Below are 13,034 nucleotides of genomic sequence, written 5' to 3'. Positions count from 1 at the left end.
AGCGGGCCGCCACCCGGCCCCGGACCGTCGGACCACCCGCCGAGCGGGCCGGCGGATCAGAAGTCGTACGAGGTCGCGCCCCATACGTCCTCCTCCTTCTCCTCCGCGGGGGCCGTGCCCACCGGCGTGGCCGGCTCGGCCACCACCACGGGCACCAGCCGCACCAGTTCGTCCGCGAAGCCCGCCGCCTCCTCCTCCGTCACCAGCTGACGGTCGTAGGTGAGGTCCAGGTGCAACAGGTCGCCGCGCACGCTCGCGTACAGCCACAGGTCGCTGTCGGCGGGCAGGTCCTCGGCCAGCACGTCCTCCACCTGCCAGGACGGGCCGCCGACGGACGCGTTCTCCCAGCTGACACCCAGGTCGAGCAGGACGCTGCGACCGGGCCGCGCACCGATGCCGAGGCGCTCCACGAGGGCGTCGAAGGGCAACCGGGAGTGCTCGTACGCCTCCACGACGCGCGCGCCCACGTGCCCCAGCAGCTCGCCCAGTCCGTCCCGCGCCCCGAACTCCAGGCGCAGCGGGACCGCGTTGGCGAAGTAGCCGACCAGAGCGTCGTCGGCCGGGCCGTGCCGCAGACTCGCGGGGAAGCCCAGCACGAGGTCCGTCGCCCCGGTCGTCCGGTGCAGCAGCGCGGTGAACGCGGTCACCACGACGGCGTACGGCGTCACCGGGGAGCCCTGGACCGCCGCCGCCGGAAGCGTCCGCCGGGCGAGTCCGGCGAGTCCCCGGCGCCTGCCCCGGCGTGAGCCGTCCACCAGGTCGGGCGCGGGCCGTACCCCCGCCAGCCGCTCCTTCCAGAATGCCTCCTGCCGCGCGGCCTCCCGTGACTCCATCCAGGTCTGTTCCTCGGCCGCCCAGTGACGGTACTGGTGGTCCGGCACGGGCCGCCGGACCGCGCCGGACCGCTCCACCTCGTCGTACGCGGCGAACAGGTCGTCGAGCAGCACGTCCACGCTGGCACCGTCGTAGATCAGGTGGTGGGCGGCGACCGTGAGCAGGTCGCCGCCGGCCGGGCCCGCGATCAGGCAGACCTCGAACAGCGGTGCCCGCTCCAGGTCGAAGGTGACCGCGCGGGCCCGGCGCAGCGCCTCGCGGACGGCCGGTCCGTCCGGGTCGGCGCCCGGCAGCTCGGTCACGCGCAGCGGCACGCCGCCGGGCAGCCGGTCCAGCACGGTCAGCCCGGCGGACGCCCCGGCGGGCACCACCTGGGCCCGCAGCAGTTCCTGGCGCTCGACGACGGCCGTGAGCGCCGTGCGCAGGGTGTCCGGGGACAGGGAGCGGCCCGTACGGACGAGGTCGGCGATGATGAACCGGTCCGCGTGGGTGCGGCGCGACGTCAGCCACACCCTGCGCTGGGCGCGGGACAGCGGGAAGACACCCTCCCCGGGGGCGGCGGGGGCCGGGGCCGGGGCGGCGGCCACCGCCGGCTCCGGGGCGCCCTCCGCGAGGGCCTCCGCGAGCAGCCGTACCGTCGGGCGGGCGAACACCGTACTGACCGCCACGCCCAGCTCCTTGGCGATGCGCGCCGCGGTGAGGCTGTGCCCGCCGAGCGCGAACAGGTCGGCGTCCAGCTGGTGCACGGGGTGTCCCAGCACCGCCGACCACACGCCGGCCACGCGCCGCTGGGCCCCGGTCAGCTCCCCGTCGTCCCCGTCGTCCGCCGCCCCGGCGCCCTGGCCGGGCTCGGGCGGGGCGGGCAGCGCGGCGCGGTCCAGCTTGCCGATGGAGGTGACCGGCAGCGCCGGCACCGCGACGTAGGCGTCCGGCACCATGTGGGCGGGCAGCCGGTCGGCGAGGTACGCCCGCAGCCGGGCGGGTTCGCCGTCGCCGACGACGTAGGCGACGAGCCGGTGGGAGCCGTCCCCGGCGGTGCCCGGCACCGCCACGACGGCCGCGCCGCGCACCCCGGGCGCCCCGGCCAGCGTCTCGGTGACCTCCCCGGGCTCCACCCGGTGGCCGCGGATCTGCACCTGATCGTCGATGCGGCCGAGGCAGAGCAGACTGCCGTCGGGCAGCCAGCGGCCCAGGTCGCCGGTGCGGTACATCCGCCGTCCGCCGCGCACCGGGTTGGCCACGAACCGTTCCCCGGTGCGGCGTTCGTCGCCGAGGTAGCCGCGGGCCAGCCCGATGCCGCCCACGCAGATCTCGCCCGGGGTGCCGAACGGCACCAGCCGGCCGTGCTCGTCCAGCAGGTCCACCGTCTTGTTGGGGAAGGGCCTGCCCACGGGCGGCTCCCCGCCGCCGGCCCGGACCCGGACGAGGGTGGTGGCCACGCTGTCCTCGGACGGGCCGTACTCGTTGAACAACTCGGCGTCGGGCAGCAGCTGGTGGTGCCGGTCCGTCAGGGCCGCGGTGAGCCGCTCACCGCCGAGGACGACCTGGCGCAGGGAGGGCAGCCGGTCCCCGGCGTACTCCAGGATCAGCTGGTACAGGCTGGGCACGGTCTGCACGTGGGTGACGTCCTCGCGCCGGATGACGGCCGCGACCTCGTCGGGGTCGATGAGCTGCTCCCGCTCCAGGACCACCAGGGGCGCGCCCGAGCAGAGCGCGGACAGCACGTCGGAGATACCCGCGTCGGCGTGGACCGGGTCGACCTGGAGGACCCGGGAGCCGGGACCGAGGCCGTAGTAGTCGATGCGGTGGAGGACCGTGTTGAGGATGCCCAGGTGCTCGACCATGACGCCCTTGGGGGCTCCGGTGGAGCCCGACGTGTGGACGACGTAGGCCAGGTCCTCGGGGCCCGCCGGGCGGAAGGCCGGCCCGGGCGGTCCGGTGGGGCTGTCCCGGCCGAGCAGCACGACGGGCTGCGGTGCGCCGGTCAGCGGCTCGGCCCGGGTGGCGTCGGCGAGCACCGCCGTGGCCCCGCTCGCGGTGAGGAGTTCGCGCACCCGGCGCGGAGGCTGTTCCGGATCCATGGGCAGGAAGGCGGAGCCGGTCTTGAGGATCGCCAGGAGGGACACCAGCATCCACTCGGTGCGCGCGCACAGCAGGGCGACGATCCGCTCGGGCCCGGTCGGCGCCGCCGCCGCCAGCCGTGCGGCGAGCCGGTCCGCCATGCCGTCCAGCTCGGCGTAACTGCGGGCCCGATCCCCGCAGATGACGGCGGTGGCGTCGGGGCGCGCGGCGACCTGCTCGGCGAACAGGTCCAGGACGGTGCGCTTGCCCGGGAGTTCCCGGTGCGGGCCGGTACCGAGCGCGAGCAGCTCCTCGGGCCGACCGGCGGGCAGGACGGGGAGGAGGCCCAGCGGGGTGTCCGGCGCGGCGCACACCTCGGCGGCCAGCTCGGCGAGTCGGCCCGCGGTGCGCCGGGCGTCGCGGGCGTCGGCGGTGTCACCGCGCACGGTCACGGCGACGCGTCCCGCGTCCGGGTCGAGCCGGCCGCCGAGGACGGCCTGCCGGCCGAGTGCGCCGGCCGTGAACGCGGTGCCGGACAGCGCCGCGCGGCCGACGGCGGCCTCGGCGGCGCGCCGTTCGGCACGCAGGCAGGCCCGGAAGCCGGCGCCCGGGTCGAGGGGTGCCTCCAGCCGGACCTCGCCACCGGGCAGCAGGGCCCGGACGGCGGGGTCGGCGTCCGGGGCCAGCCGGTGGGCCAGGACCCGCAGCAGCGCGGGGACCGCGAGCGGCACCTCCGCGGCCGCCGAGGCGCACAGGGCGCGCAGCGCGGCACTGGTGTCGTCGTCGAGCGCGACGGTCACCCTCGCTCGGCCATCGGCAACGGTCATCAGGTTCTCCTCTGCCAGGGGCGCCTCGGCCTCGGCGCGGACGGGGTACGCCGGTTGCGGCACTGCCGGTGGCAGCGGGGGCGGCGGGCGGTGGCCCGCGCCGGCGGGCCGTCGGGGACGGTCGCCCGGGCGGGCGTCGGGACGGGCGCGGCGGGGCCGGCCGGGGAACGGGCGTCGGCCTGTGGCCGGAGACAACCCGGTGGTGGTGTGGACGCGGCGACGGGGACGGCGGTCGGCGCACGCCGGCGGGCGCGGACGCGTCGGTGCCGCTCGGTGCGGGCCGGGCCGTCGCGCCGCGGCGGTGGCCGCGCGGCTCATGGGGGAACCGTACGGCGGCGGACGTGCCGCGGGGCCCGCCGCGTGCGTACGGGTGGGCGTGTCAGCGGACCGTCGGCGCCACGGGCGCCGGCGGACAGGACCGTGCGCCCGGGCGGGAGGCGCTCACCGGGCCGGCGGACCCGGTCTCGTGTCCGGCCGGGCGGACACGGCGCGCCGTGCCGGGCATCGTGCGTCGAGGCCTTCGGGAGCGGGCGTCCGGCTCCCGGTGAAGCCGTCGTCCCGGCCGAGTGGAGGGAGTGCCTCGATTGCGGGCGTCATGGACGTGCGGTCCTTTCGTCATTCCTGCGGGTGGTCTGCCCGCGCGGGACGAGGAAACGAAGGCGAGGAGCCCGGGATTCCGCGCTCCCGGCCCGTCGTGGGGCGAAGCTCGTGACCTTCTCCGTCCGAGCGTGCCATAGTGACGAGTGTCAGCCAAGCTTTTTCAGGGAAAATCTGACGTGGGGTCGCGGGGGCGCAAGAGGGGCTGTGTCAAGATCCGTTCCGCTGCTATGCTCCTTGTCCGAACACCTGGTGATACGGGAGGGGGCAAACGCGGAAAATCCGACATGCGGGGGCGGTTCGGTATGTCGACTCCACCGGCACCCGTATGCGTGATACCGGACCCGCGACGACGGCCGAGGCATAGATCGACCGTATGCCCGATTTACCGGTACTGGGGCGGTTGACCTGCGATGACACCGACCTCCCCGGAGTCCTGGAAACGGGGACGGTAAAAGGGAAAAGCCGTTACCGGACCCTCGCGGCGACAATATGCCGGCTTCTATTCGTCTTACGCGATGCGATTCCCGGCGGCTCGACACGAACTCCCGGAGAACTCTCCGGCGGGAAACCGCCGGCGGAATGCAGAACAAGGCGCCCGTCTCCGCGTACGGGTGCACATCCGGTTTATCGCCGGCCCTTTCCGGTAAGCGTCCCACCGGTGAAACGGCGCGCTCGTGCGCGGTACGCCCCACGACGCGCACCCCGTTCTTCCCACCCGCCCCGATCACCGGCACGTGAACACCCTGTCCGATTCCGTAAGCCAGGCACAAGACCGTTCCGAGCCTCGGAGGCAGCCGCGGCCACGTGGGCCTGCGAGGCGAGACCCGCGCCGTGCGGGGCCCGGCCCCGACCCCCTTGAGGACCCGTCATGAGCTTCGAAAACGCACCCCGCCCCACCGCGGCACCGACCCCCACCCCCCTGCGGGCCAGGCTCACCGGAGCCGGGCGGGACGGACACGGCGACGTCACCGAGGAGCTGACGCCCGCCGCACGCGAGGGCCTGCGCCGGGTGGCCGGAGAACGCCCCCTGGAGGAACTCGTCGTCCTCACCGCCGCCGCCGCGCTGGTCCTGCGCGCGGCCGAGGACGCGCCCGAACCCGTGCTCGCCGTGGCCGGACCACGGGGCACCACCCTCTGCGCCGTCACCACCCCCGAGGACGCCGCCCTGCGGGACCTGGTGATCGCCGTCGACAGCGCGCTGCGGTCCGCGGACACCGTCGCCGCCGACGACCCCGCCCTGCCCTTCTCCCTCCTCGTGCGTTCCGACCGGCTGCCGCCCGCGCCGCACCCCGCCACCGCCCTCATGGTGAGCCTGCGCGAGACCCCGGACGGCGGCCGGGCCCTGCACGCCGGCTTCGACACCGGGCGACTGGACCCCTGGTGGGCCGCGGTGGTGCTCCGCTCCCTGGTGACCGTCCTGGCCGCCTTCGCCGAACCCGGCACCGCCTGCGCCGCCGTCGAGCCGACGGCATCCGAGGACGCGGCCGAGGTGGCCCGCTGGGAACGCGCCGGCTTCGCGCCGGAACCCACGCCGGGCACCCTGCTCGGACCCTTCATGGAGCAGGTGCGCGCCACCCCGGACGCCGTCGCCGTGGTCGACCGCGACCGGCGCGTCACCTACGCCGAACTGGCGGCCCGCGCCGAGGCGGTGGCCCGCCGGCTCGGCGCGGCCGGCGTACGGCCCGGCGACCGGGTGGCGACCGCGCTGCCCAAGAGCGTGGACGCCGTGGCCGTCGTCCTGGGTGTCCTGCGCGCGGCCGCCGCCTACGTCCCGCTGGACCCCGCACTGCCCGCAGAACGCCTCCGGTTCGTCCTCGACGACGCGGCCTGCGCGGCCGTGGTGACCGACGGCACCGGCCCGACCGCCGGGAGCCCGGTGCCCGTGCTGACGGCCGACGCGCTCACCGCGCCGGCCGGCACCGGCACGGAGGGCCCGGCCCTGCCCGCCCTCCCCGGCCCGGACGACCCCGCCTACGTCATCTACACGTCCGGCTCCACCGGCACCCCCAAGGGCGTCGCCGTCCGGCACTCCGCCATCGCGGGATACCTGTCCTGGAAGCGGCGCTACCACCGGCTGGACGCCGGGACCCGGCTCGTCCAGGTGCCGTCCTTCTCCTTCGACAGCTCCGTCTCCGACCTGTTCTCCGTCCTCGGCGCCGGCGGCACCCTGCTGCTCCTGCCGGAGTCCGACCGGCTGGTGCCGCAGCGTGTCGGGGAGCTGGTGAGCGCCCACCGCGCCACCCACATCACCCTGGTGCCGTCGCTGTACCGCGTGCTGCTCGACGCCCTGGCCGCGCCGGGCTCGCTGCGCCTGGTCACCGTGGCCGGCGAGGCGTGCCCGGCCGAACTCGTCGCACGCCACTTCCGGGAACTGCCCGGCGTCCGGCTGGTCAACGAGTACGGCCCGACGGAGAACTCGGTCGGCGCGACCGCCTACGACTGCACCGAGCGGCCCCGGCACGGGTTCCCGGTGGGCCTGCCCATCGACACCACCGTCCTGGAGGTGCTCGACGAGCGGGGCCGCCGGCTCCCGCCCGGCTTCCCCGGGGAGATCCACCTCGCCGGACCGGGCCTGGCCGACGGCTACGTGAACGACCCCGCCCTCACCCGGCGGCTGTTCACCGAGGCGGCCGGGGTGCCCGGTGGACGGCGCTACCGCACGGGCGACCGGGGCTGGTGGACGCCCGCCGGGGTGGAGTTCCTCGGCCGGGGCGACAGCCAGGTCAAGATCCGCGGCAACCGGATCGAACTCGGCGACGTCGAGGCGGGGCTCTGCTCGGTGCCGGGCGTCGCCTCCGCCGTCGCCCTGGCCGCCCCCGGCCCCGACGGCTCGCCGGTGCTCGTCGCCTTCGTGACCGGCGACGCCGACCCGGACGGCGTGCGCGCCGAGGCGCGCCGCGTCCTGCCCGGCCACATGGTGCCCAGCCGGATCGAGCGGCTTCCGGAGATGCCGCTCACCCGCAACGGCAAGGTGGACCGGGCCGCCCTGGCGGAGCGGGCCGGGGAGCCGCAGGCGGCCACCGGCCCGCAGGAGACGGGGGAGTCCGGCGCGGCGCCCGGGGAGCCCGCCGAGGACGATCTCACCAGCCAGGTCACGGGGCTCTTCGCCGAGGTGCTCGGCGTGTCCTCGGTGGGGTACGAGGACGACTTCTTCGAGCTGGGCGGGCACAGCCTCGCCGCCGCCCTCCTCGTCATCGAGCTGGAGAACCGGCTCGGCGTGCAGGTGGAGCTGGACGACTTCTTCGACGAGCCGACCGTGGCCCGGGTGTGCCGCGCCGCGGCGGCGTCCCGGACCTGACGGCGCGGGGGCCGGGCGCCACCGCGCCCGGCCCCCCGTCTCAGCCGATGAGCCGGGCACCGACGGACCGCCGCAGCGCGCGCGACCTGCGCAGGTCGTGGGTGACGTTGACCCGCTTCAGCCAGCGGTCCGTGCCGTCGTAGCGGGCGGTGAAGGAACTGCGGCCGTGCACCACACGGTGGTTGTTGAGGAAGACGTACGTGCCGGCGTCCAGGGCGCGGGGCCGCGCGGCGCGGGTCAGCAGCTCGTGGGCCGCGGCGAACGCCCGCACCGCCTCCGGGTCGTCCTCGGGCGCCGACATGTGCGTGGCGTCGAAGCACAGCAGCGGATCGGTACGGGAACCGAAGAGCACCGGCACCCGGCCCAGACCGTGGATCAGCTGGGAGATGTTGTCGAAGACCCGCTGGTCCTCCGGCGTACGGACCGTGTTGTTGTGCGGCAGGTGCGAGTCGTCGGAGATGATCCGGAAGCGGTGGTCGAAGAGGATGTCGAGCACGTCCGCCGGCAGCGTGGTGAAGTCGGCCTCCGCCACCACCACCGGGATCCGCTCCGGATTGCGCAGCGCGGCCAGGATGATGTAGTCCGCGCGGTACGGGTGGAAGGCGTCCTCGGTGTGCAGGGTGAGCGCCGTCCTGCTGCCCGTGCCGAGCAGCAGGGTCTCGTACTCCTTGATGGGGAACACGTCGTTGACCAGGTGGCCGTCCTGCTGGGTCGACCAGCCGAACGGCTCGCCGAGCAGCGAGGCGTACAGCAGCAGCAGGATCTCCTCGGGCAGTTCCCGGTGGACGCGCTGCTCGTCGCGCCAGTGCGCCGGGGTCGGGCCGATCCGGTCGTCGTCCACCAGGTGCCCGCTGATGGCGCAGTACCCGTCCGCCCGGTCCAGCTGGAAGGCGCGCAGGAACCTGCGCACCCGCTCCGGCAACCGGGCCGCCAGCAACGGCAGCTCCTGGAGCAGGCTCTCGCTGTCCGCCGAGGGGTGCTCCGCGGCCAGCTCCAGGGCCAGCCGGTCGGTCGCGGCGGCCTCGTCGGGCGTCAGCCGCAGCTCGGTCGTCCCGGCCGTCCCGGACTGCTCGGGCACGGCCGTCGCCGCGGGCGTGGGCGTCGTGGTCATGGGTGTCTCCTGTTCACTGGGATGAGGTCGGGGCCGGCTCACGCGTCGAAGCGGAAGCCCTGGAAGGCCGGGGCGGGCGGAGCGCCGGGCGGCTGCGCCGGTTCCCCGGACACCGCGGACCCGCCGGCGAGACGGCCGAGTTCGGCGAGGACCCGGCCGGCGACCTGTTCGGCGGTGTCCCGGTCGTAGCGCCCGGTGTCGTACTGGAGGCACAGCCGTAGCCCCCGCTCCTCCGCGACGAACTGGAACGACAGCTCGAACATGCCCCGCCGCTGGAGGAAGGGGCCGCCGCGCAGCGCGATGCCCCCCGGACCGGCGGGGCCGGTGTCGATGCGCGGGAACAGGGCGACCCACACGTCGAAGAACGGGCCGCGCCCCGCCGGCCGGGGCGGGTCCAGGGCCGCGACCAGCTCGTCGAAGGCGACCTCGCTGTGGTCCAGGGCGTCCGCCGTCCGCGCCGCCACGTGGCGCACCAGTGCGGCCGGGTCGTCCCGGCCGGCGAGGTCCAGCCGCAGCGGGACGGTCGCGACGTGGAAACCGACGGCGCCGTCCAGACCGAGCGGGGAACGGCGGTCCACGGGGGTGCCCAGGCAGACGTCGTCGGTCCGGGTGAGCCCGCCCAGTCCGCTCGCCACGGCCGCGGCGAGCGACGCGAAGAGACCGGCGTGCGCGGTGGCGGCCACCGCCCCGAGGCGGTCCGTGGTCCCGGGTTCGATGTCCAGGGACACCGTGTCCGTCGCCACGCCGGCCGGTGCGCTGCGGGGGCGGTCCACGGGCAGGAGCAGGGGGGCCGGCGGGGGAGTGAGCAGCTCCCGCCAGTGCGCGAGCGACTCCTCGCGCGGGCGGGGCGCCGGGCGCGGCCCGGGGACCGGTGCGGGGAGGAGGGCGCCGTCCTGGCGGTAGGCGGCGACCAGTTCGGCCGCCAGGACCGTCAGCGACCGTCCGTCGCAGACCAGATGGTCGGCGGTGAACAGCAACGACCAGGCACCGTCCGGCCGCAGGAACAGCGTCGAGCGGAAGAGCGGCCCCTGGGCCAGGTCGAAGGGGACCTCGACGCGGTCGTGGACGAGCGCCTCGAACTCCTCCTCGGTGAGGGAGTCGCCGCGCAGGTCGACCACGTCCAGCGGGGCCGTCCGGTCCGTGACGACGGCCCGGACGGTGCCCCGCCGTTCCACGAAGACGGTGCGCAGCGCCGGGTGGCGGGCGGGCAGGATGGCGACGGCCGCGGCGAGCCGGTCGACGTCGACATCCCCCTCACCGCGCAGCAGACAGGGCACGGTGTACGCGCCGTCGCCGCCGTGCGCGTGCTGACGCGCCAGCCACAGCCAGCGCACGGACTCCGGGACCTCGGCGTCCGCGGGGGCGTCCGCGTCCGCCGGCGTCCCGCCGTCCCGCGCCCGCCCGGCGTCCGGGCCGGCCTCAGGGGCGGTCCGCGGGCCGGCCGCCCCACCGCGCGCCTCGGCCAGCCGGGCGGCGAGCAGCTCCGGGGTCGCGCACTCCAGGATGTCGCGCACCCGGACCGGGAGCCCGACGGCCTCCTCGACGGACACGGCCAGCGCCAGCGCCGACAGACTGTGTCCGCCGGCGAGGTAGAAGTCGGTGTCCTCGGTCACGTACTCCAGCTCCAGTGCCCGCGCGAACAGCCGGCACAGATCCTGCACGAGGTCAGTCATGATTCCACTCCGTGACGGCAGAACTCTGCGGAAAAAAACCCTGCACAAACACTCCAGATCTTGTCAATAACCTTCCGCCAGGCGGAGATTGCTGTCATTGCCCTCGTATCTCTGTCGGGTTATGGTGGCGAGCGGAAGGCGCCGGCGAATGTTCAGCGCGTCAAGTCACCAACTGCTGGAGGGGGATTGCCTTGCTCAAGTCCCAGCGGCTTGCGGTATTGCCCATCGACTCCTACGACCTGGAAACGGAGCTGGCCCTCGTGGACCGGCACGACGCCGGAGGCGAGTACGACGCCTTCACCTTCGGCTCGTGGTCGGCCCATGTGCTGGCCAACGGCAGCGGCGCCGAGTCCGACACCGCGTTCCGCCCGCACGGCGACCGCCTGACCCTCACCGACCTGGGGAGGGAACTGCCCGGCGTCATGTCGCTGGTGACCGAGCACTTCCCGCTGGAGCGACTCCAGTGGGTGCGGATCTTCAGCCTCGCCGACGGAATTCTCGCCCCGCACGTCGATTTCCTGGAATTCACCGAGCCCGGCACCCGGGTGCAGATTCCGTTGCGTACCGGTGAGGAATCCCTGCATTCCGAGAACGACCTCGTCTACCATCTCCGGCGCGGTGAGGTCTGGAAGATACACACCACCGACCCGCATTCGGCCCGCAGCAGTGCCGGACCCGCCCGGCTCTCCCTGTGCCTCGACTTCGCCGGCGCCGCGGAACCGGTCGAGATCCGGGGCGACGTCCCGGCACAACGGCCCGTGCGGATACTCGACCTGCCCGAGGTGACCGACGCCGACATAGAGGAACTCATCGAATCCGGCCCGCCGTTGACCCGGGCGACCATGCGCGACTCCTTCCGCCGGTTCGCCGCGCTCCACTTCGAGCGCCAGGCGCACGCTACGGCGGCCTTCGACTGGTACGCCGAGGCCGCCCGGCGCACCGGCGACGACGTCATGGTCGCGAAGGCGGAGGCGTTCCGCACGTACTGCGTCGACAAGCGCGGTTACCGGGAGACGTTCGCCTGGTGAGGGACCACGGCGAGCTGTCTGGCCGCCGGCCCGGGCAGGGCCCTGCGGTCCAGCTTGCCGTTGGCCGAGTACGGCAGCTCGTCCGTCACCCACCAGCGCACCGGCACCATGTAGTCCGGCAGCACGGCGAGCAGCGCGCGACGCAACTCCTGCGCCGGCGGCGGATCCCCGGTGAGCGCCGCGTGCAGCTCCGTGCCCCCGTCGGCCCGCGCCACCCCGTACACCGCCGCGTCCTTGACCCCGGGCAGCGCGGTGAGCCGCGACTCCGGCTCACGGGGCTCCACCGCGTTGCCGCGGATCTTGATCAGGTCGTCGATCCGCCCCAGCAGCCCGAGCGTGCCGTCGGCCCGCCACACCCCCCGGTCCCGCGTGCGGTACAGCCGGGCCCCGGGGAGGAACGGGTCCTCCACGAAGACGGCCCGGGTCAGTTCCGGGTCCGTGTACCCGCGGGCCACCCCCACCCCGCCGATGTACACCTCGCCGACCTCCCCGTCGGGTACCGGCGCCCGCTCCTCGTCCAGGATGCGGATGTAGGTGTTCCACACCAGTGACCCGACCGGCGGGCGGGGCTCCAGGTTGCCGCGCCCCGCGCTCATCGAATGGCTCGTCACCATGTGGTTCTCGGCAGGCCCGTAGTGGTTGTGCAGGGTGACCTCGGGACGCCGGGTGAGCAGCCCCTCCAGCGCCGGCGTGACCCGTACCGTCTCGCCGGCGCTGATGATGTGCCGCAGCGCCGGGGCGTGTTCGAGGTTGGTGGGCAGCGACATCAGGATGTCGATGAGGGACTGCGGGAAGTCGACCACCTCGATCCCCTCGCCGATGACGTACTCGACCAGGTCGCGCGGGTCACGCCGTACGTCCGGGTGGGGGACGTACAGGCAGCCGCCGGAGGCGAGGGTGTAGAAGATCTCCTGGACCGACACGTCGAAGGTGAGCGGCGCGCACTGGAGCACCCGGCGCTCCCGGCCGAGACCGGACCCGTTCGCCTGCCAGGCCGCCAGGTTGGCCAGGCAGCGGTGCGTCTGCACGATGCCCTTCGGCGCGCCGGTCGAGCCGGAGCTGAAGATGACGTACGCGGCGTCCTCGGCGGCGATGCGGGGCCGGGCCGGCGCCGGGCCCGGGCAGGGCGCGAGCAGCCGGGTCAGGGTGGTCGCGGCGGCGCCCGGGTGCTCGGCGGCCGCGTCGGCCACGCCCTCGTCCAGGACCGTGAGCCGGGCGCTGCTGGTGCGCAGTATCTGCTCGATCCGCTCGCGCGGATAGGTCATGTCCACGGGCAGGTAGGCGGCCCCCGCCCGCAGGGTGCCGAGCACCACCGCGGTGAAGTCCACGCCCGCCCGCCCCGCGATCAGCACGGTGTCCCCGGGGGCGACCCCGAACGTGCCGGCGAGGTGGGCGGCCACGGTGTCCGCGAGCCGGTCCAGTTCCGCGTACGACACCGGGCTCCGGCCCTGCTCGCACACGGCCAGGGCGTCCGGGCGGGCCGCGATCTCCCGGTCGACGAGGTCCAGGACCGTCCGGGCGCCGATGTTCACGACCGGCCCGCGGTGTTCCGGGTGCCGGTTGCCGCCGGGCGGGTCCCGGCGGTCGGTGGGCTGGGGCACG

6 protein-coding genes are annotated in these 13,034 nt (G+C 75.0%); 2 read left to right on the top strand and 4 right to left on the bottom strand.

Translation table 11 applies throughout. The features are described 5' to 3' along the window. Positions 1-56 precede the first annotated feature (56 nt). Positions 57-3,722: an amino acid adenylation domain-containing protein gene (locus ACIQVT_RS03455; RefSeq protein ID WP_403746792.1), complete on the bottom strand. Its 3,666-nt coding sequence runs from the start codon at positions 3,720-3,722 to the stop codon at positions 57-59. A 1,468-nt stretch (positions 3,723-5,190) separates the two neighbouring features. Between ACIQVT_RS03455 and ACIQVT_RS03450 the strand changes: the two genes are divergently transcribed. Then, entirely contained in the window at positions 5,191-7,620 is a 2,430-nt protein-coding gene (locus tag ACIQVT_RS03450; RefSeq protein ID WP_403746790.1) for an amino acid adenylation domain-containing protein, read from the top strand. Between the two features lie 40 nt (positions 7,621-7,660). On the opposite strand, the gene gntD is transcribed toward ACIQVT_RS03450, so the two are convergent. Beyond that, a complete protein-coding gene (gntD, locus tag ACIQVT_RS03445) occupies positions 7,661-8,731 on the bottom strand; it encodes a guanitoxin biosynthesis L-enduracididine beta-hydroxylase GntD (RefSeq protein WP_403746788.1) in 1,071 nt (356 codons plus the stop codon). A gap of 38 nt (positions 8,732-8,769) precedes the next feature. Next, the gene (locus ACIQVT_RS03440) at positions 8,770-10,404 is read right to left on the bottom strand and encodes a condensation domain-containing protein (protein WP_403746784.1); all 1,635 of its coding nucleotides are present in this window, start codon (positions 10,402-10,404) and stop codon (positions 8,770-8,772) included. 191 nt (positions 10,405-10,595) lie between these two features. Here ACIQVT_RS03440 and ACIQVT_RS03435 point away from each other — a divergent pair, with 191 nt between their 5' ends. Then, positions 10,596-11,432 carry a putative nonproteinogenic amino acid hydroxylase gene (locus ACIQVT_RS03435; RefSeq protein ID WP_403746781.1) on the top strand — a complete coding sequence of 279 codons (837 nt, stop codon included), beginning with the start codon at positions 10,596-10,598 and terminating at the stop codon, positions 11,430-11,432. Here ACIQVT_RS03435 and ACIQVT_RS03430 read toward each other — a convergent pair. After that, the gene (locus ACIQVT_RS03430) at positions 11,408-13,033 is read right to left on the bottom strand and encodes an amino acid adenylation domain-containing protein (RefSeq protein ID WP_403746778.1); all 1,626 of its coding nucleotides are present in this window, start codon (positions 13,031-13,033) and stop codon (positions 11,408-11,410) included. The genes ACIQVT_RS03435 and ACIQVT_RS03430 overlap by 25 nt on opposite strands. Position 13,034: the final 1 nt, after the last annotated feature.

This window comes from Streptomyces sp. NPDC100445 (genome assembly GCF_044759735.1).
Lineage (GTDB): Bacteria > Actinomycetota > Actinomycetes > Streptomycetales > Streptomycetaceae > Streptomyces.
The sequence above is the reverse complement of the archived record's forward strand: the minus strand, read 5'-3'. Positions and strand labels throughout refer to the sequence as shown.

What these genes read in the sequence shown, in the direction of transcription:
- ACIQVT_RS03455 (WP_403746792.1), bottom strand. Translation starts at nt 3,722, where the DNA reads ATGACCGTTGCCGATGGCCGAGCGAGGGTGACCGTCGCGCTCGACGAC.
- ACIQVT_RS03450 (WP_403746790.1), top strand. Translation starts at nt 5,191, where the DNA reads ATGAGCTTCGAAAACGCACCCCGCCCCACCGCGGCACCGACCCCCACC.
- gntD (WP_403746788.1), bottom strand. Translation starts at nt 8,731, where the DNA reads ATGACCACGACGCCCACGCCCGCGGCGACGGCCGTGCCCGAGCAGTCC.
- ACIQVT_RS03440 (WP_403746784.1), bottom strand. Translation starts at nt 10,404, where the DNA reads ATGACTGACCTCGTGCAGGATCTGTGCCGGCTGTTCGCGCGGGCACTG.